The organism is Enterobacter cancerogenus (genome assembly GCF_019047785.1).
Lineage (GTDB): Bacteria > Pseudomonadota > Gammaproteobacteria > Enterobacterales > Enterobacteriaceae > Enterobacter > Enterobacter cancerogenus.
Genome location: NZ_CP077290.1, coordinates 3,955,489 through 3,974,392 on the forward strand (window position 1 = coordinate 3,955,489; position 18,904 = coordinate 3,974,392).

Below are 18,904 nucleotides of genomic sequence, written 5' to 3' on the forward strand. Positions count from 1 at the left end.
TCATTATGTCAGAAAATTCCTGCTGTGCTGTAGGTAAAATCTTACAGTCGCATTTCTTGTGAATGCGGAATAATCAATTAAGCCGACTGCTTTTGATGCTTTCATCCATTCCCTTTTGCCACGCCTCGTGCAGCTTCAGGGCTTTTTCTGTGCCTTCACAACTGGCCGGAAATGATTTACCCGCTAATCCCCAGGCGTAAATAAATTCTTCTTCGCAGACTCTTTTTTGACCATCGGCGTAGCCGCGCAGATAGGCATGTCGATCGACATGCCTGTCGTTAAGGTTATCGGCCAGCGTCGCGTTATCTTTAACAGGCAGGCCGTTCATGGCGTCCTCTTTTCCTGCGGTAAACCAGTCAGGACTCGTCCAGTCTGGTTGAAAGGTGTACGGGTCAATCTGGCAGCCTGCCAGACATAGCATCAATAGTGCAGACGCGATTGCACGCATAGTGATTCTCCTTTTCTTATCAGCATAGCGTGACAAACTCATCAAAGGTGTAATTTTAAGTTTACGATAATATCGCCTGATTTTTGCCATTAAATGGCTTTTGTAAACTTATCTGTACGTATTTTGGATTGAATTCTTTACTTGTTGTGGTATCGTTGTTTCACCTCTCAGAGGAAACCACTATCGCAAACGAGCTTTACAGGACTGCCATCATGCAAAAAGACGCGCTGAATAACGTACACATTACCGACGAACAGATTTTGATTACTCCGGATCAGCTGAAAGCGGAGTTTCCGCTGAGCGCGGCACAAGAGGCTCAAATTGAGCACTCTCGCCAGACCATTTCTGACATCATTGCCGGTCGCGATCCGCGCCTGCTGGTGGTTTGTGGCCCTTGCTCTATTCACGATCCTGAAGCCGCCATTGAGTACGCTCGTCGGTTTAAAACATTAGCGGAGGAGGTCAGCGATAGCCTCTATCTGGTAATGCGCGTCTATTTTGAAAAGCCACGTACGACCGTTGGCTGGAAAGGGTTGATCAACGACCCGCACATGGATGGCTCGTTTGATGTGGAAGCAGGCCTGAAGATAGCGCGCAGCCTGCTGGTGGAGCTGGTCAGCATGGGGCTGCCGCTGGCAACCGAAGCGCTGGATCCGAACAGCCCGCAATACCTTGGCGATCTGTTTAGCTGGTCTGCGATTGGTGCACGCACCACGGAATCACAAACTCACCGTGAGATGGCCTCTGGCCTCTCTATGCCGGTTGGCTTTAAAAACGGTACCGACGGCAGCCTGGCGACGGCAATCAACGCAATGCGCGCCGCTGCGATGCCACACCGCTTTGTTGGAATCAACCAGGCAGGGCAGGTTTGTCTGCTGCAAACACAGGGCAACCCGGATGGACATGTGATCCTGCGCGGCGGTAAAGCACCGAACTACAGCCCGGCGGACGTGGCACAGTGTGAAAAAGAGATGGAACAGGCGGGACTGCGCCCGGCTCTGATGGTAGATTGCAGCCATGGTAATTCCAATAAAGATTACCGTCGACAGCCTGCGGTGGCGGAGTCTGTGGTCGCGCAGATCAAAGATGGCAACCGTTCTATTATCGGTCTGATGATTGAAAGTAATATTCATGAAGGTAATCAGTCATCAGAACAACCGCGCAGCGCAATGAAGCATGGCGTATCCGTGACGGATGCCTGCATCAGCTGGGAAACCACCGATGCGCTGCTGCGTGAGATCCATAAAGATTTAAGCGGCCAGCTGTCGACGCGTCTGGTTTAAGAGGTTAGTTATGGTTGCTGAATTGACCGCGTTACGCGATCAAATAGATGAAGTGGACAAGGCGCTGCTGGAACTGCTGGCGCGCCGTATGGCGCTGGTTGCCGAGGTAGGTGAAGTTAAAAGCCAGTACGGCTTGCCGATTTATGTCCCGGAGCGCGAAGCGTCAATGCTGGCCTCCCGCCGTAAAGAAGCACAGGCGTTGGGCGTCTCGCCGGATTTAATTGAAGACGTTCTGCGCCGCGTTATGCGCGAATCCTATTCCAGCGAAAACGACAAAGGCTTCAAGACGCTCTGCCCGTCGCTACGACCGGTGGTGATTGTGGGCGGCGGCGGGCAGATGGGCCGATTGTTTGAGAAGATGCTGACGCTTTCGGGCTATCAGGTGCGCATTCTGGAAAAAGAAGACTGGGCGCGCGCGCCGGAGCTGACCGCCGATGCGGGGATGGTTATCGTTAGCGTGCCTATCCACGTAACGGAGCAGATCGTTGGGAAACTTCCTCCGTTGCCGGACGACTGTATCCTGGTCGATCTGGCCTCGGTCAAAAATGGTCCGCTACAGGCGATGCTTGCAGCGCACAGTGGCCCTGTTCTTGGGCTGCATCCGATGTTTGGCCCGGACAGTGGCAGCCTGGCGAAACAGGTGGTGGTGTACTGCGATGGCCGTCAGCCAGAAGCCTATCAGTGGTTCCTGGAACAGATTCAGGTGTGGGGCGCGCGTTTGCATCGCATCAGCGCCGTGGAGCACGACCAGAACATGGCGTTTATCCAGGCGCTGCGCCACTTTGCGACCTTTGCCTACGGGCTGCACCTGGCAGAAGAGAACGTTCAGCTTGAACAACTGCTTGCGCTCTCTTCGCCGATCTATCGTCTGGAGCTTGCGATGGTCGGGCGGCTGTTTGCGCAGGATCCCCAGTTGTATGCCGACATTATTATGTCATCGGAGAATAACCTCGCGCTGATCAAACGCTACTACCGGCGTTTTGGTGAAGCCATCACCTTGCTGGAGCACGGCGATAAGCAGGCGTTCATCGACAGCTTCCGTAAGGTTGAGCACTGGTTCGGTGATTATGCGACGCGGTTCCAGAGCGAGAGCCGCACGCTGTTGCGACAGGCAAATGACAGTCGCCAGTAATGCGATGATGTATATACTGAAAGCCAGCAATGCTGGCTTTTTTCATTTTGGGGAACTGTCATGTCCGAACCACAGCTGCTGTTAAATTACACCGGCCACCTGCCGGAATGCCCGACGTGGAGCGAGGAAGAGCAGGCGCTCTACTGGGCGGATATTCTCGAAGGCGAGATCCACCGCTTTCATATCGCCACTGCGGAACATACCGTACTTTCGTTTCACGAAGAGGTGGGCTGTTTTGCCCTGCGTGAAAACGGCGGTTTCATTGTCGCAATGCGTAACGCTATCTGGCTGACCGACAAGCATGGTCTGCTCCGGCAAAAGGTCTGCGATAACCCCTCTAACCCGCAGTTGGCGCGTTTTAATGATGGGGGCACCGACAGTGCAGGGCGTTTTTACGCGGGCACCTTTTGGGGGCCAGGCGACTACAACGGTGCCATGCTGATGCGCATTGCTAACGACCTGACGCCTAAAGTCATCCAGTGGGACATCCAGGGACACAACGGCCTGGCGTTTACTCAGGATAAAAAATGGATGTTTACCTCCGACACGCCAAACGGCGTGATTTACCGAACGCCGCTGGACGAGCAGGGTGAGCCGGGTCAACGTGAAGTATTTCGTCGCTTTAAAGAGGGTGAGGGCATACCTGATGGTGCGGCGACGGACATTGAAGGCTGTTACTGGAGCGCGTTGTTTGACGGCTGGCGTATCGCGCGGTTTTCGCCGCAGGGCGAGCAGCTTGAAGAGTATCGGCTCCCGGTGCGCTGCCCGACGATGGTCTGTTTTGGTGGAGAGGATATGAAAACGCTGTTTATCACCACCACGCGGGAAAATATGGATGAGGAAGAGCTGGCGAAATATCCGCTCTCAGGGGCGATCTTCACCCTGCCCGTCAGCGTGGCAGGTGTGAAGAAAAGCCGGTTTATAGAACGTTAAGCCGGGTCGACCGGCACTACGTTTTCGCTCGGATAGCAGCCCAGGACTTTCATAGAACGCGTGATCTTGCCAAGCTCACGCAGGGCTTTCTGCATGGATGCAGACTCCAGGTTGGCCTGGATATCAAGATAAAACATCTCTTCCCACGGGTTGCCGTTAATCGGGCGGGACTCCAGCCGGGTCATGATCAGATTGTGATTACGCAGAACCAGCAGGGCTTCAACCAGCGCACCTGCCTGTTGACCGGTCGCCATCAGCAGGGTGGTTTTAGCGGGGACCTGATCTGACACATCGATCGCCTTGCGAGCCAGCACCACGAAGCGAGTGATATTTTGCGTCTGGTTAGCCAGATTTCGCTCCAGCACCTGGAGGCCATACAGCGCACCGCCCGCTTCACTGCCGAGGGCGGCAACGGACGGGGAATTGGCCTGAGCGACCTTTTCCATCGCTGCTGATGTGCTTTCGGTATACTCGATTTTCCAGTGTGGATAGCGGTTCAGGAACTGGCTGCACTGCTGGAAAGGTTGCGGATGGCTGTAGACCGTCTCAATTTTATTCAAATCCGTCGAGCCGGAGACCAGCACGCAGTGGTCAATTGGGATCGTCAGCTCGCCAACCAGAGACAGAGTGGTGTGTTGCAGCAGGTCGTACACGTCGTTAATCGCGCCGGAGCTGGTGTTCTCAATGGGGACGACGGCGTAATCCGCCTGGCCGGTTTCAACCTGATTGAAAATGTCGGCAAACTTCGCGCAGCCGCTTTCGATAAACTCTTCGAAATGGCGGGCCGCATACTGACGTGCCGCCAGATGTGAGTAAGAGCCTTTTGGCCCCAGAAACGCGATACGTGCGGAGTGTGGATTGGTCTTGTTCAGATGCTGTTGCAGCAGCGCCTGCTGGGTCAGAACAGAATCTTCAATGATGAGCTGGAACAGCCGGGTAATGTAATGCGCATCCAGATGATGCGCTTTGCCGAGGTGGATCAGACGTTCAAGCAGATCGCGCTCGCGGTCGATATCGCGCACGGGGCGGTGTGAATCCAGCTTGGCTTTGCCAACTTCCACTGCCAGAGTGCGTCGCTCGGCCAGCAGGGCCAGTAATTTTTCATCCAGCGCGCTGATCTTTACGCGCAGGTCCAGTAACGGGTTTTCCGGTGTCATAGTGTTGTCTGTCTCATTTATCGTTATCAATAAAAAAGGCCTCCCGGTTGGGAGGCCTTGTTGTTCGTCTTCGCATTCTTTATCACACGACGAAACGCCTCCCAATCAGGGGAAGGTAAAAAAGAATGCGAAGAAAAACGGCGTATGTTTCATAGGGTCATCCTGAAATTGATACCGTTAAAGTACCCGTACTGTTTTCATCCTGTCAATAAAAAACGCGCCCGAAGGCGCGTTGGCGGTACACTCAATTTAAAGGATTACTCTTCTTCAACTTCTTCCGCGAAGCTGGCGTCTTTCACCGATGTTGTGGCGCGACGGGCTTCACCTTTGTGTTGCACTTTATTGAGCTGCCGTTCCAGCTTGTTGATCAAATCGTTGATAGCGGTGTACATATCCTCATGCTTCGCGCTGGCGACCAGATGGCCGTTTGGAGTATTGATAGTTGCGTCAGCGATGAAACCCTGCGGCTCCTTAGACAGAATGATATGTGGGTTAATCAAATGTGTTTGCCATTTATCCAGTTTGGCGAGACGGTCTGCGACGTGCTGGCGAATTGCCGGAGTAATTTCCATTTGTTTACTGGTAATGTTCATTGGCATAAATTTTACCTCTTGTCTTTCCGTCTTGGTGATTCCAGCATACCTCTTCGAATGTCAAATTGTGTGATCTAAATCACGTATTTTTGTCACTTTTTGTCAACCGTATTATTTTGTGAGGCAGGGCAGGAAGAGGTGAGATTTACCTTGTCGAAGTCAGGAATTGCGGTCATAGTTGACGGGTTGTGTTGAGTCCAACGCGCTTCAGACGTAAACGAAAATGAATAAAAAAACGGCAGCCCCAGGGCTGCCGTTTTGCGTTTGAACCTGTATCAGGTATTGCTGCTGTTTGCGGCGATGATTTTAGCCACTTTTTCAGCCTGCCCGGTCATTTGCATCTGACGGTAAGCGTTCTCCATCAGCTTCAGGCCATCACGCGTAGCCTGCGTGTCCGGATAGTCGCGCAGCATGCCTTCGACGCGGTTAACCACTGCAACCCAGGCGCCACGGCGAGTGTAGTATTCCGCCACAGAGTATTCGTATTTAGCCAGACGGTCTTTCAGGAACACCAGACGTTTGGTGGCGTCAGTGATGTACTGACTGTTCGGATAACCGCGCACCAGTTTTGAGAAGTCGTTGAAGGCATCACGCGCGTGCTGCGGGTCACGGTCAGAGCGATCCACGCCGAAGAAGCCCTGCAATGCACTGTCATCCAGCGCCATATTAGTCAGGCCACGCATGTACATGACATAATCGATGTTAGGATGAGTTGGATTCAAACGCATGAAGCGATCGATGGTGGCCTGAGCCAGCGGCAGATCGGCATTTTTGTAATAGGCGTAGATGAGATCTAACTGTACCTGCTGCGAATACGGGCCAAACGGATAGCGATTATCCAGCGCTTCCAGTTGCGTTATCGCCTGTTTCCAGTTACCGTCCTGCAGTTTTTGTTGTGCAGTCGCATAGATTTCATTCGGCGGATTGTCAGGGACCTGTTCATTTGAACCGGAGCAGCCCACCAAAGCCAGGCTCAACGTGGCCGCTGCCACCAGATATTTCATGCGCGTCATGACGTTTTGACTTTCCTCAAATGTTTGTCCGGGAGAATCACTGTTCCTGCTCCCGATTAAGACCAGCTACAATAGCACACTATATTAAACGGCAAAGCCGTAAAACCCAACGTTAAACGAAGAAGCAGTTTATGGCACAACGAGTAGAACTCACCGCAACAGTCTCCGAAAATCAGCTCGGTCAACGCTTAGATCAAGCTTTGGCCGAATTGTTCCCTGATTATTCGCGTTCACGCATAAAAGAATGGATCCTTGACCAGCGCGTGCTGGTAAACGGCAAGATCTGGGACAAGCCAAAAGAGAAAGTGTTTGGTGGAGAAGCTGTCGCCATCAACGTTGAAATTGAAGAAGACGTCCGCTTCGAACCGCAGGATATCCCGCTGGACATCGTCTATGAAGATGACGATATTCTGGTGATCAATAAGCCGCGTGGGCTGGTTGTTCATCCGGGTGCTGGCAACCCTGACGGTACGGTGCTTAATGCGCTTCTCCATTATTATCCGCCAATCATCGACGTTCCTCGCGCCGGGATTGTTCACCGTCTGGATAAGGACACCACCGGATTAATGGTGGTGGCAAAAACCATCCCGGCCCAGACCCATCTGGTTGAATCCCTGCAGCTGCGCGAAATTACGCGTGAATATGAAGCGGTAGCCATTGGTCATATGACGTCTGGCGGCACGGTTGACGAGCCGATTAGCCGTCACCCAACAAAGCGCACCCATATGTCCGTTCATCCCATGGGTAAACCGGCGGTAACGCATTACCGCATCATGGAACATTTCCGCATTCATACGCGCCTGCGTCTGCGTCTGGAAACGGGGCGTACGCACCAGATCCGTGTCCATATGGCGCACATTACTCATCCGCTGGTGGGTGATCCGGTCTACGGTGGTCGCCCGCGTCCGCCAAAGGGCGCATCCGAGGAGTTTATCAGCGTACTGCGTAAATTTGACCGCCAGGCGCTGCACGCCACAATGCTGCGTCTTTACCATCCTGTCACCGGCATTCAAATGGAGTGGCATGCGCCTATCCCACAGGATATGGTGGAACTTATCGACGCGATGCGTGCAGATTTTGAAGAACATAAGGATCACGTGGACTGGTTATGACCAAACTGATTGTTCCGGAGTGGCCGTTGCCTGAAGGCGTGGCTGCCTGTAGTTCGACCCGTATCGGTGGCGTCAGCCAGGGGCCGTGGGCGTCGTTGAACCTCGGTGCCCATTGTGGCGACAGCCCGGAGCATGTCGAAGAGAACCGCCGTCGTCTGTTTGCTGCGGGGAATTTGCCTTCAAAACCGGTCTGGCTGGAGCAGGTTCACGGTAAGGACGTTCTGAAGTTAACAGGGGAACCTTATGCTTCAAAACGCGCCGATGCCTCTTACAGCAATACTCCGGGAACAGTCTGTGCCGTTATGACGGCCGATTGCCTGCCCGTTCTGTTTTGTAACCGGGCGGGTACAGAGGTCGCGGCTGCGCATGCGGGCTGGCGTGGCCTGTGTCAGGGCGTGCTGGAAGAGACCGTCGCCTGTTTCGAAGATAACCCTGCCAATATCCTTGCCTGGCTCGGTCCGGCAATCGGCCCACGCGCGTTTGAAGTCGGGCCTGAAGTTCGCGAAGCATTTATGGAGAAAGATCCGCAGGCGGTCGAGGCGTTTACGCCCGTGGGCGATAAATATCTGGCCGATATTTATCAGCTTGCACGCCAGCGCCTCAATAATATCGGGGTGACGCAGATCTTCGGCGGCGATCGCTGTACGGTCACCGAAACGGGTGATTTTTTCTCCTGGCGTCGCGACAAGACGACGGGGCGTATGGCAAGTTTCATTTGGCTGATATAACCTAAAGAATCAAGACGATCCGGTACGCGCCGTTTTCTTTTCGCATAATTCAGGTCATTAACCTTGAATAATTGAGGGATGACCTCATTTAATCTCCAGTAGCAAATTTGACCTGTTATGGGAGGAGTTATGCGTCTGGATCGTCTTACTAATAAATTCCAGCTTGCTCTCGCCGATGCCCAGTCTCTCGCACTCGGGCACGACAACCAATTCATCGAACCTCTTCATTTAATGAGCGCCTTACTGAATCAGGAAGGGGGATCGGTACGTCCATTATTAACCTCTGCTGGCATTAACGCTGGCCAGTTACGCACGGCAATTGATCAGGCGTTGAGCCGTTTACCGCAGGTCGAAGGGACCGGTGGTGACGTACAGCCTTCGCAGGATCTGGTACGCGTGCTGAACCTTTGCGACAAGCTGGCGCAAAAACGTGGGGACAACTTTATTTCGTCAGAGCTGTTTGTTCTGGCGGCGCTTGAATCACGCGGGACGTTGACCGACCTGTTGAAATCTGCCGGCGCAACCACCGCCAACGTGACTCAGGCGATTGAGACAATGCGCGGAGGTGAGAGCGTGAACGATCAGGGAGCCGAAGACCAACGTCAGGCTTTGAAAAAATTTACGGTCGATCTGACCGAACGTGCTGAGCAGGGCAAACTGGACCCGGTTATCGGCCGTGATGAAGAAATTCGCCGTACCATCCAGGTTCTGCAGCGCCGTACCAAAAACAACCCGGTGCTGATCGGTGAGCCGGGTGTCGGTAAAACCGCCATCGTTGAAGGGCTGGCGCAGCGTATCGTGAATGGCGAAGTGCCGGAAGGGCTGAAGGGCCGCCGCGTACTGGCGCTGGATATGGGCGCGCTGGTGGCCGGTGCGAAGTACCGCGGGGAGTTCGAAGAACGTCTTAAAGGCGTGCTCAACGATCTGGCGAAGCAGGAAGGTAACGTCATTCTGTTTATCGACGAACTGCATACGATGGTGGGTGCCGGTAAGGCCGACGGTGCGATGGATGCCGGGAACATGCTGAAACCTGCGCTGGCGCGCGGTGAACTTCACTGTGTGGGCGCGACCACGCTTGATGAGTATCGCCAGTACATTGAGAAAGATGCCGCGCTGGAACGTCGCTTCCAGAAAGTATTTGTGGCCGAACCAAGCGTCGAAGATACCATCGCGATCCTGCGTGGCCTGAAAGAGCGTTATGAGCTGCACCACCATGTGCAGATCACTGACCCGGCCATCGTGGCTGCGGCGACGCTTTCGCATCGTTATATTGCTGACCGTCAGTTGCCGGATAAAGCGATCGACCTTATCGATGAAGCGGCGTCCAGCATCCGTATGCAGATCGACTCGAAACCGGAAGAGCTGGACCGACTCGATCGCCGAATTATTCAGCTCAAGCTGGAACAGCAGGCGCTGAAAAAAGAGTCTGATGAGGCCAGCAAGAAACGCCTGGATATGCTCAACGAGGAGCTGGACGAGAAAGAGCGCCAGTATTCAGAGTTAGAAGAAGAGTGGAAAGCGGAGAAAGCCTCACTCTCCGGGACGCAGACAATCAAGGCGGAACTGGAACAGGCGAAAATCGCTATTGAGCAGGCGCGTCGCGTCGGCGATCTTGCGCGGATGTCTGAACTGCAGTACGGCAAAATCCCTGAGCTTGAAAAACAGCTTGAGATTGCTACGCAGTCCGAAGGCAAAACGATGCGTCTGTTACGTAATAAAGTGACGGATGCGGAGATTGCCGAAGTGCTTGCGCGCTGGACGGGTATTCCGGTCGCTCGCATGCTGGAGAGTGAACGCGAAAAACTGCTCCGTATGGAACAGGATCTGCATCATCGCGTTATTGGTCAAAACGAGGCGGTTGAAGCGGTCTCTAATGCCATTCGTCGTAGCCGCGCGGGGTTATCCGATCCGAATCGTCCAATCGGCTCGTTCCTGTTCCTGGGGCCGACCGGTGTGGGTAAAACCGAGCTGTGTAAGGCACTGGCGAACTTTATGTTCGATAGCGATGACGCGATGGTTCGAATTGATATGTCCGAGTTTATGGAGAAACACTCCGTCTCGCGTCTGGTCGGTGCGCCTCCAGGATACGTGGGTTATGAAGAAGGGGGCTATCTGACGGAAGCGGTGCGTCGTCGTCCTTACTCCGTCATCCTGCTGGATGAAGTGGAAAAAGCGCACCCGGATGTCTTCAACATCCTGCTGCAGGTTCTGGACGATGGTCGTCTTACGGACGGGCAGGGGAGAACGGTCGATTTCCGCAACACGGTTGTCATCATGACCTCGAACCTGGGTTCAGATTTGATTCAGGAACGCTTTGGCGAACTGGATTACGGTCATATGAAAGAACTGGTGATGGGCGTGGTGAGCCATAGCTTCCGTCCGGAATTCATCAACCGTATCGATGAAGTGGTTGTATTCCATCCTCTGGGTGAGAAACATATTGCTTCGATTGCGCAGATCCAGCTGCAGCGTCTGTACAAACGTCTGGAAGAGCGTGGATATGAAATTCACATCTCTGACGATGCGCTGAAACTGCTGAGCGAGAACGGGTACGATCCGGTATACGGGGCGCGTCCGTTGAAACGTGCTATCCAGCAGCAGATTGAAAACCCGCTGGCACAGCAGATACTGTCAGGCGAGTTGATTCCGGGTAAAGCTATCCGCCTGGAAGCCAACGAAGACCGAATTGTGGCAGTGCAGTAAGTCACAAAACGCAAAAACGGGCCGCTTGCGGCTCGTTTTTGTTTAAAAACCAGGCAAGAATTAAGTTCTGAGATGTGTTTTGCCTGGAAAGTGAGCAGTCAGTAAATAATTTTCACTTTGCACTTGCAGCCTCAGAATAACTCCCTATAATGCGCCTCCACTGACACGGAACAACGGCACACACGCCGCCGGGTCAGCAGAGTAAAGCAAATTAAACGCTTGACTCTGAAGCGGGGAAGCGTAATATGCACACCCCGCGCCGCTGAGAAAAGCGAAGCGGCACTGCTCTTTAACAATTTATCAGACAATCTGTGTGGGCACTCAAAGTGACATGGATTCTTAACGTCGCAAGACGAAAAATGAATACCAAGTCTCTGAGTGAACATACGTAATTCATTACGAAGTTTAATTCACGAGCATCAAACTTAAATTGAAGAGTTTGATCATGGCTCAGATTGAACGCTGGCGGCAGGCCTAACACATGCAAGTCGAGCGGTAGCACAGAGAGCTTGCTCTCGGGTGACGAGCGGCGGACGGGTGAGTAATGTCTGGGAAACTGCCTGATGGAGGGGGATAACTACTGGAAACGGTAGCTAATACCGCATAACGTCGCAAGACCAAAGAGGGGGACCTTCGGGCCTCTTGCCATCAGATGTGCCCAGATGGGATTAGCTAGTAGGTGGGGTAACGGCTCACCTAGGCGACGATCCCTAGCTGGTCTGAGAGGATGACCAGCCACACTGGAACTGAGACACGGTCCAGACTCCTACGGGAGGCAGCAGTGGGGAATATTGCACAATGGGCGCAAGCCTGATGCAGCCATGCCGCGTGTATGAAGAAGGCCTTCGGGTTGTAAAGTACTTTCAGCGGGGAGGAAGGCGATAAGGTTAATAACCTTGTCGATTGACGTTACCCGCAGAAGAAGCACCGGCTAACTCCGTGCCAGCAGCCGCGGTAATACGGAGGGTGCAAGCGTTAATCGGAATTACTGGGCGTAAAGCGCACGCAGGCGGTCTGTCAAGTCGGATGTGAAATCCCCGGGCTCAACCTGGGAACTGCATTCGAAACTGGCAGGCTAGAGTCTTGTAGAGGGGGGTAGAATTCCAGGTGTAGCGGTGAAATGCGTAGAGATCTGGAGGAATACCGGTGGCGAAGGCGGCCCCCTGGACAAAGACTGACGCTCAGGTGCGAAAGCGTGGGGAGCAAACAGGATTAGATACCCTGGTAGTCCACGCCGTAAACGATGTCGACTTGGAGGTTGTGCCCTTGAGGCGTGGCTTCCGGAGCTAACGCGTTAAGTCGACCGCCTGGGGAGTACGGCCGCAAGGTTAAAACTCAAATGAATTGACGGGGGCCCGCACAAGCGGTGGAGCATGTGGTTTAATTCGATGCAACGCGAAGAACCTTACCTACTCTTGACATCCAGAGAACTTAGCAGAGATGCTTTGGTGCCTTCGGGAACTCTGAGACAGGTGCTGCATGGCTGTCGTCAGCTCGTGTTGTGAAATGTTGGGTTAAGTCCCGCAACGAGCGCAACCCTTATCCTTTGTTGCCAGCGGTTAGGCCGGGAACTCAAAGGAGACTGCCAGTGATAAACTGGAGGAAGGTGGGGATGACGTCAAGTCATCATGGCCCTTACGAGTAGGGCTACACACGTGCTACAATGGCGCATACAAAGAGAAGCGACCTCGCGAGAGCAAGCGGACCTCATAAAGTGCGTCGTAGTCCGGATTGGAGTCTGCAACTCGACTCCATGAAGTCGGAATCGCTAGTAATCGTAGATCAGAATGCTACGGTGAATACGTTCCCGGGCCTTGTACACACCGCCCGTCACACCATGGGAGTGGGTTGCAAAAGAAGTAGGTAGCTTAACCTTCGGGAGGGCGCTTACCACTTTGTGATTCATGACTGGGGTGAAGTCGTAACAAGGTAACCGTAGGGGAACCTGCGGTTGGATCACCTCCTTACCTTAAAGAACCTGCCTTTGTAGTGCTCACACAGATTGTCTGATGAAAAGTAAATAGCAAGGCGTCTTGCGATTGAGACTGACACGTCCCCTTCGTCTAGAGGCCCAGGACACCGCCCTTTCACGGCGGTAACAGGGGTTCGAATCCCCTAGGGGACGCCACTTGCTGGTTCGTGAGTGAAAGTCACCTGCCTCAGTATCTCAAAACTCATCTTCGGGTGACGTTTGAGATATTTGCTCTTTAAAAATCTGGATCAAGCTGAAAATTGAAACGACACACAGTTAATGTGTGTTCGAGTCTCTCAAATTTTCGCAATCAGAAGTGAAACATCTTCGGGTTGTGAGGTTAAGCGACTAAGCGTACACGGTGGATGCCCTGGCAGTCAGAGGCGATGAAGGACGTGCTAATCTGCGAAAAGCGACGGCGAGGTGATATGAACCTTTGACCCGTCGATGTCCGAATGGGGAAACCCAGTGCAATTCGTTGCACTATCGTTAACTGAATACATAGGTTAACGAGGCGAACCGGGGGAACTGAAACATCTAAGTACCCCGAGGAAAAGAAATCAACCGAGATTCCCCCAGTAGCGGCGAGCGAACGGGGAGCAGCCCGGAGTCTGAATCAGCTTGTGTGTTAGTGGAACGGTCTGGAAAGTCCGACGGTACAGGGTGATAGTCCCGTACACGAAAGCACACTTGCTGTGAACTCGAAGAGTAGGGCGGGACACGTGGTATCCTGTCTGAATATGGGGGGACCATCCTCCAAGGCTAAATACTCCTGACTGACCGATAGTGAACCAGTACCGTGAGGGAAAGGCGAAAAGAACCCCGGCGAGGGGAGTGAAAAAGAACCTGAAACCGTGTACGTACAAGCAGTGGGAGCCTCTTTATGGGGTGACTGCGTACCTTTTGTATAATGGGTCAGCGACTTATATTCTGTAGCAAGGTTAACCGTATAGGGGAGCCGAAGGGAAACCGAGTCTTAACTGGGCGTTAAGTTGCAGGGTATAGACCCGAAACCCGGTGATCTAGCCATGGGCAGGTTGAAGGTTGGGTAACACTAACTGGAGGACCGAACCGACTAATGTTGAAAAATTAGCGGATGACCTGTGGCTGGGGGTGAAAGGCCAATCAAACCGGGAGATAGCTGGTTCTCCCCGAAAGCTATTTAGGTAGCGCCTCGTGAACTCATCTTCGGGGGTAGAGCACTGTTTCGGCTAGGGGGCCATCCCGGCTTACCAACCCGATGCAAACTACGAATACCGAAGAATGTTATCACGGGAGACACACGGCGGGTGCTAACGTCCGTCGTGAAGAGGGAAACAACCCAGACCGCCAGCTAAGGTCCCAAAGTCATGGTTAAGTGGGAAACGATGTGGGAAGGCACAGACAGCCAGGATGTTGGCTTAGAAGCAGCCATCATTTAAAGAAAGCGTAATAGCTCACTGGTCGAGTCGGCCTGCGCGGAAGATGTAACGGGGCTAAACCATGCACCGAAGCTGCGGCAGCGACGCTTATGCGTTGTTGGGTAGGGGAGCGTTCTGTAAGCCGTTGAAGGTGTGCCGTGAGGCATGCTGGAGGTATCAGAAGTGCGAATGCTGACATAAGTAACGATAAAGCGGGTGAAAAGCCCGCTCGCCGGAAGACCAAGGGTTCCTGTCCAACGTTAATCGGGGCAGGGTGAGTCGACCCCTAAGGCGAGGCCGAAAGGCGTAGTCGATGGGAAACAGGTTAATATTCCTGTACTTGGTGTTACTGCGAAGGGGGGACGGAGAAGGCTATGTTAGCCGGGCGACGGTTGTCCCGGTTTAAGCATGTAGGCGGAGGTTCCAGGTAAATCCGGTACCTTTTAACGCTGAGGTGTGATGACGAGGCACTACGGTGCTGAAGTAACAAATGCCCTGCTTCCAGGAAAAGCCTCTAAGCATCAGGTAACACGAAATCGTACCCCAAACCGACACAGGTGGTCAGGTAGAGAATACCAAGGCGCTTGAGAGAACTCGGGTGAAGGAACTAGGCAAAATGGTGCCGTAACTTCGGGAGAAGGCACGCTGATATGTAGGTGAAGCCCCTGCGGGTGGAGCTGAAATCAGTCGAAGATACCAGCTGGCTGCAACTGTTTATTAAAAACACAGCACTGTGCAAACACGAAAGTGGACGTATACGGTGTGACGCCTGCCCGGTGCCGGAAGGTTAATTGATGGGGTTAGCGGCAACGCGAAGCTCTTGATCGAAGCCCCGGTAAACGGCGGCCGTAACTATAACGGTCCTAAGGTAGCGAAATTCCTTGTCGGGTAAGTTCCGACCTGCACGAATGGCGTAATGATGGCCAGGCTGTCTCCACCCGAGACTCAGTGAAATTGAACTCGCTGTGAAGATGCAGTGTACCCGCGGCAAGACGGAAAGACCCCGTGAACCTTTACTATAGCTTGACACTGAACACTGGTCCTTGATGTGTAGGATAGGTGGGAGGCTTTGAAGCGTGGACGCCAGTCTGCGTGGAGCCGTCCTTGAAATACCACCCTTTAATGGCTGGTGTTCTAACGTTGACCCGTAATCCGGGTTGCGGACAGTGTCTGGTGGGTAGTTTGACTGGGGCGGTCTCCTCCCAAAGAGTAACGGAGGAGCACGAAGGTTAGCTAATCCTGGTCGGACATCAGGAGGTTAGTGCAATGGCATAAGCTAGCTTGACTGCGAGAGTGACGGCTCGAGCAGGTGCGAAAGCAGGTCATAGTGATCCGGTGGTTCTGAATGGAAGGGCCATCGCTCAACGGATAAAAGGTACTCCGGGGATAACAGGCTGATACCGCCCAAGAGTTCATATCGACGGCGGTGTTTGGCACCTCGATGTCGGCTCATCACATCCTGGGGCTGAAGTAGGTCCCAAGGGTATGGCTGTTCGCCATTTAAAGTGGTACGCGAGCTGGGTTTAGAACGTCGTGAGACAGTTCGGTCCCTATCTGCCGTGGGCGCTGGAGAATTGAGGGGGGCTGCTCCTAGTACGAGAGGACCGGAGTGGACGCATCACTGGTGTTCGGGTTGTCATGCCAATGGCACTGCCCGGTAGCTAAATGCGGAAGAGATAAGTGCTGAAAGCATCTAAGCACGAAACTTGCCCCGAGATGAGTTCTCCCTGAGACTTTAAGTCTCCTGAAGGAACGTTGAAGACGACGACGTTGATAGGTCGGGTGTGTAAGCGCAGCGATGCGTTGAGCTAACCGATACTAATGAACCGTGAGGCTTAACCTTACAACGCCGAAGCTGTTTCGGCGAAGAGACAGACAATCAAATTTCAGCTTTGATACAGATTAACAGAATTTGCCTGGCGGCTTTAGCGCGGTGGTCCCACCTGACCCCATGCCGAACTCAGAAGTGAAACGCCGTAGCGCCGATGGTAGTGTGGGGTCTCCCCATGTGAGAGTAGGGAACTGCCAGGCATCAAACAAGTAAAGAGGCCATCCGGAAGGATGGCCTTTTTGCGTTTTTGTACCCCAAAAACCTCAACACCTTTTCTTCATTGCCGTCTAAAATTGTTAAAAAGACTTTAACAATGGTGCCGCTTTGACCCGTCCATTTGATTATCAGCAAGATTTTGCCAACATTAATTTTCGCGAACGTCCCGAACTGTACCAGGTTGGCCGGGGTGAACAGGGCGTTTTGATGGTCGAGCCTTATAAAAGCGAAATCCTTCCTTACTGGCGCTACAAAAATGCTGAAGTGGCGGCGCGTTCTGCAAAAGAGATATATGCCCTGTTTGAAGAATACCGCCAGCAGAACGACTTTGTTGGCATGGATATGGCTCGAAAATTCATTCAGATGGGCTATACGCGCGCCCGGCGATATGCCAACCATAAAGGCGGTAAAAAGTACGATGAGGAGCGTCAGGTCAAACCCCTCGATCACGATCCGGTAAAAGCTGAAGCCGCTGCGGTATTCAAAGCGTGGTGGGATAAGATCCGTGGGGACGATGATTATTTGCAGAGGAAAAAAGCGCATCAACGTAAGTGGGGATAATTACTACGTTCGCTAATAATTCAATATCTGATCAACTTCACAAAACTTAATGAAACATATTGGAAACATTTCTTTTACCTAACGGTTCGTTTTAAATCCGGTTTTACTGTGGGTGGGCACTGGCCCGCAATGTGAGACAGGGGATTTAAAATGACAGAAACCGTAGCAAGTACAGATACGGAAAACACAAACTTAACGGCGAAAGATACCCGCCGTCGGGTTTGGGCAATTGTTGGGGCTTCATCGGGGAACCTGGTAGAGTGGTTCGATTTTTACGTTTATTCATTCTGCTCTCTCTACTTCGCGCATATCTTTTTCCCATCCGGTAATACCACCACACAGCTTCTGCAAACCGCAGGCGTCTTTGCCGCCGGGTTTTTGATGCGTCCAATTGGCGGGTGGTTGTTCGGCCGTATCGCCGACAGGAAAGGGCGAAAGACCTCAATGCTCATATCGGTCTGCATGATGTGCGTGGGTTCGCTGGTCATTGCCTGCCTGCCCGGATATAACGTAATCGGCACCTGGGCACCCGCGTTGCTCCTGCTGGCACGTCTGTTCCAGGGACTTTCTGTTGGCGGCGAGTACGGCACCAGCGCGACATACATGAGTGAAGTCGCTGTTGAAGGGCGCAAAGGGTTCTATGCTTCATTCCAGTATGTCACGCTAATCGGCGGGCAACTGCTTGCTCTGCTCGTTGTGGTGATGCTTCAACATATTCTTAGCGATGCAGATCTTCGCGCCTGGGGCTGGCGCATCCCATTTGCGATGGGGGCCGCTCTGGCGGTTGTGGCTCTCTGGCTGCGCCGCCAACTGGACGAAACCTCTCAACAAGAGGTCAGGGCACTGAAAGAGGCCGGGTCTCTCAAAGGGCTGTGGCGTAACCGTAAAGCCTTTTTAATGGTGCTCGGTTTTACCGCCGCGGGGTCGTTGAGCTTCTACACCTTCACCACTTATATGCAAAAGTATCTGGTCAATACCTCCGGCATGCACGCTAACGTGGCAAGCGTGGTCATGACAGTCGCCCTACTGGTCTTTATGCTTATTCAGCCTGCTATCGGTGCGCTATCCGATAAGATAGGCCGCCGAACCTCAATGCTCATTTTTGGCAGTTTACTGACGCTCGGTACCGTCCCGCTATTAAGCGCGCTGCAGCATACCACCTCACCTTATGCTGCTTTTGGACTGATCATGGTTGCACTGGTCATCGTCAGTTTTTACACGTCAATCAGCGGGATATTGAAAGCAGAGATGTTCCCGGCCCAGGTCAGGGCGCTCGGGGTAGGGCTGTCGTATGCGGTGGCTAACGCGCTATTTGGTGGGTCAGCGGAGTACGTCGCGCTGTCGCTTAAATCGTGGGGCAGTGAGACAACGTTCTTCTGGTATGTCACCGTAATGGGGGCGTTGGCCTTTATCGTCTCACTGATGCTGCATCGCAAGGGTAAGGGTATTCGCCTTTAATAATGGGCCATCTGCCATACCGCGTAGCCGGTTGTTGCACCGGCTACGTCCCAGGCAAAATCTTTCCAGCTCCAGCCGGTTCCCGCCGGACGACTGTCCCAAAACTCTTTAGATGCGCCAAGGCTGACGGAGAACATCAATCCGATGGCTGCGCTGCGATCCCGGCTGTAACCCTGGTGCTGCGCGACTTCATTACCCGCAGCGGACAACATCGCAGAAGCAATAAAGTGTTGAGCTTTGTCCTGGCCTGTCCAGCTGTCGTTCGCCATATGGCTGCATCCGGTCAGGCAAAGGGAGATAAGCAGGAGAAGGATACGCATCAACAGGCTCCATAAAAAAGCCCTGTCGATGACAGGGCCGGAAT

General features: G+C 53.1%; 14 protein-coding genes, 1 tRNA gene, 3 rRNA genes and 1 other annotated feature. Of the genes, 12 read left to right on the forward strand and 6 right to left on the reverse strand.

Annotated features, from left to right (window positions below):
- Positions 1 to 73: 73 nt before the first annotated feature.
- On the reverse strand, positions 74 to 448 hold the full coding sequence (locus I6L58_RS18680) for a DUF2799 domain-containing protein (protein WP_042321698.1): 375 nt from the start codon (positions 446 to 448) through the stop codon (positions 74 to 76).
- 212 nt (positions 449 to 660) lie between these two features.
- On the opposite strand from I6L58_RS18680, the gene aroF reads away from it, so the two are divergent.
- From aroF to I6L58_RS18695, 3 genes are read left to right on the forward strand one after another with little or no spacing between them, the layout of a single operon-like run.
- Positions 661 to 1,731: a 3-deoxy-7-phosphoheptulonate synthase AroF gene (aroF, locus tag I6L58_RS18685; RefSeq protein WP_042321696.1), complete on the forward strand. Its 1,071-nt coding sequence runs from the start codon at positions 661 to 663 to the stop codon at positions 1,729 to 1,731.
- A gap of 10 nt (positions 1,732 to 1,741) precedes the next feature.
- Positions 1,742 to 2,863 carry a bifunctional chorismate mutase/prephenate dehydrogenase gene (tyrA, locus tag I6L58_RS18690; RefSeq protein ID WP_088209387.1) on the forward strand — a complete coding sequence of 374 codons (1,122 nt, stop codon included), beginning with the start codon at positions 1,742 to 1,744 and terminating at the stop codon, positions 2,861 to 2,863.
- 60 nt (positions 2,864 to 2,923) lie between these two features.
- A complete protein-coding gene (locus I6L58_RS18695; protein ID WP_088209386.1) occupies positions 2,924 to 3,796 on the forward strand; it encodes an SMP-30/gluconolactonase/LRE family protein in 873 nt (290 codons plus the stop codon).
- Here I6L58_RS18695 and pheA read toward each other — a convergent pair.
- From pheA to bamD, 4 genes are all read right to left on the reverse strand, one after another.
- A complete protein-coding gene (gene pheA / locus I6L58_RS18700) occupies positions 3,793 to 4,953 on the reverse strand; it encodes a bifunctional chorismate mutase/prephenate dehydratase (protein WP_006178041.1) in 1,161 nt (386 codons plus the stop codon). The genes I6L58_RS18695 and pheA overlap by 4 nt on opposite strands.
- Positions 4,954 to 4,982: 29 nt before the next feature.
- Positions 4,983 to 5,107: a sequence feature (Phe leader region), on the reverse strand.
- Entirely contained in the window at positions 5,059 to 5,106 is a 48-nt protein-coding gene (pheL, locus tag I6L58_RS18705) for a pheA operon leader peptide PheL (RefSeq protein WP_001386991.1), read from the reverse strand. Its footprint overlaps the feature before it by 48 nt.
- A gap of 103 nt (positions 5,108 to 5,210) precedes the next feature.
- Positions 5,211 to 5,552, reverse strand: coding sequence for a ribosome-associated translation inhibitor RaiA (gene raiA / locus I6L58_RS18710; protein WP_042321693.1), 342 nt, complete (start codon positions 5,550 to 5,552; stop codon positions 5,211 to 5,213).
- A 269-nt stretch (positions 5,553 to 5,821) separates the two neighbouring features.
- A complete protein-coding gene (gene bamD / locus I6L58_RS18715) occupies positions 5,822 to 6,559 on the reverse strand; it encodes an outer membrane protein assembly factor BamD (protein ID WP_006178039.1) in 738 nt (245 codons plus the stop codon).
- 131 nt (positions 6,560 to 6,690) lie between these two features.
- Between bamD and rluD the strand changes: the two genes are divergently transcribed.
- From rluD to I6L58_RS18760, 9 genes are all read left to right on the forward strand, one after another.
- Positions 6,691 to 7,671, forward strand: coding sequence for a 23S rRNA pseudouridine(1911/1915/1917) synthase RluD (gene rluD / locus I6L58_RS18720; RefSeq protein WP_006178038.1), 981 nt, complete (start codon positions 6,691 to 6,693; stop codon positions 7,669 to 7,671).
- Positions 7,668 to 8,399, forward strand: a complete 732-nt coding sequence (gene yfiH / locus I6L58_RS18725) for a purine nucleoside phosphorylase YfiH (RefSeq protein ID WP_006178037.1) — start codon at positions 7,668 to 7,670, stop codon at positions 8,397 to 8,399. Before rluD ends, yfiH begins: the two co-directional genes overlap by 4 nt.
- Before the next feature lie 129 nt (positions 8,400 to 8,528).
- Complete coding sequence (gene clpB / locus I6L58_RS18730; RefSeq protein ID WP_058608431.1) at positions 8,529 to 11,102, forward strand: ATP-dependent chaperone ClpB; 2,574 nt, start codon at positions 8,529 to 8,531, stop codon at positions 11,100 to 11,102.
- Between the two features lie 427 nt (positions 11,103 to 11,529).
- Positions 11,530 to 13,069: ribosomal RNA gene (locus tag I6L58_RS18735) — 16S ribosomal RNA — on the forward strand.
- Between the two features lie 85 nt (positions 13,070 to 13,154).
- Positions 13,155 to 13,230, forward strand: a tRNA-Glu gene (locus I6L58_RS18740).
- A 182-nt stretch (positions 13,231 to 13,412) separates the two neighbouring features.
- Positions 13,413 to 16,317 (forward strand): 23S ribosomal RNA (locus I6L58_RS18745).
- A gap of 72 nt (positions 16,318 to 16,389) precedes the next feature.
- Positions 16,390 to 16,505, forward strand: a 5S ribosomal RNA gene (gene rrf / locus I6L58_RS18750).
- Together the 16S, 23S and 5S rRNA genes with 1 tRNA gene alongside form the textbook arrangement of a ribosomal RNA operon.
- Before the next feature lie 124 nt (positions 16,506 to 16,629).
- A complete protein-coding gene (locus tag I6L58_RS18755; RefSeq protein WP_088207922.1) occupies positions 16,630 to 17,082 on the forward strand; it encodes a DUF4385 domain-containing protein in 453 nt (150 codons plus the stop codon).
- 150 nt (positions 17,083 to 17,232) lie between these two features.
- The gene (locus tag I6L58_RS18760; protein ID WP_088207923.1) at positions 17,233 to 18,540 is read left to right on the forward strand and encodes an MFS transporter; all 1,308 of its coding nucleotides are present in this window, start codon (positions 17,233 to 17,235) and stop codon (positions 18,538 to 18,540) included.
- Here I6L58_RS18760 and I6L58_RS18765 read toward each other — a convergent pair.
- On the reverse strand, positions 18,537 to 18,860 hold the full coding sequence (locus I6L58_RS18765; RefSeq protein WP_088207924.1) for a YfiM family lipoprotein: 324 nt from the start codon (positions 18,858 to 18,860) through the stop codon (positions 18,537 to 18,539). The genes I6L58_RS18760 and I6L58_RS18765 overlap by 4 nt on opposite strands.
- Positions 18,861 to 18,904: the final 44 nt, after the last annotated feature.

What these genes read in the sequence shown, in the direction of transcription:
- I6L58_RS18680 (WP_042321698.1), bottom strand. Translation starts at nt 448, where the DNA reads ATGCGTGCAATCGCGTCTGCACTATTGATGCTATGTCTGGCAGGCTGC.
- aroF (WP_042321696.1), top strand. Translation starts at nt 661, where the DNA reads ATGCAAAAAGACGCGCTGAATAACGTACACATTACCGACGAACAGATT.
- tyrA (WP_088209387.1), top strand. Translation starts at nt 1,742, where the DNA reads ATGGTTGCTGAATTGACCGCGTTACGCGATCAAATAGATGAAGTGGAC.
- I6L58_RS18695 (WP_088209386.1), top strand. Translation starts at nt 2,924, where the DNA reads ATGTCCGAACCACAGCTGCTGTTAAATTACACCGGCCACCTGCCGGAA.
- pheA (WP_006178041.1), bottom strand. Translation starts at nt 4,953, where the DNA reads ATGACACCGGAAAACCCGTTACTGGACCTGCGCGTAAAGATCAGCGCG.
- raiA (WP_042321693.1), bottom strand. Translation starts at nt 5,552, where the DNA reads ATGCCAATGAACATTACCAGTAAACAAATGGAAATTACTCCGGCAATT.
- bamD (WP_006178039.1), bottom strand. Translation starts at nt 6,559, where the DNA reads ATGACGCGCATGAAATATCTGGTGGCAGCGGCCACGTTGAGCCTGGCT.
- rluD (WP_006178038.1), top strand. Translation starts at nt 6,691, where the DNA reads ATGGCACAACGAGTAGAACTCACCGCAACAGTCTCCGAAAATCAGCTC.
- yfiH (WP_006178037.1), top strand. Translation starts at nt 7,668, where the DNA reads ATGACCAAACTGATTGTTCCGGAGTGGCCGTTGCCTGAAGGCGTGGCT.
- clpB (WP_058608431.1), top strand. Translation starts at nt 8,529, where the DNA reads ATGCGTCTGGATCGTCTTACTAATAAATTCCAGCTTGCTCTCGCCGAT.
- I6L58_RS18760 (WP_088207923.1), top strand. Translation starts at nt 17,233, where the DNA reads ATGACAGAAACCGTAGCAAGTACAGATACGGAAAACACAAACTTAACG.
- I6L58_RS18765 (WP_088207924.1), bottom strand. Translation starts at nt 18,860, where the DNA reads ATGCGTATCCTTCTCCTGCTTATCTCCCTTTGCCTGACCGGATGCAGC.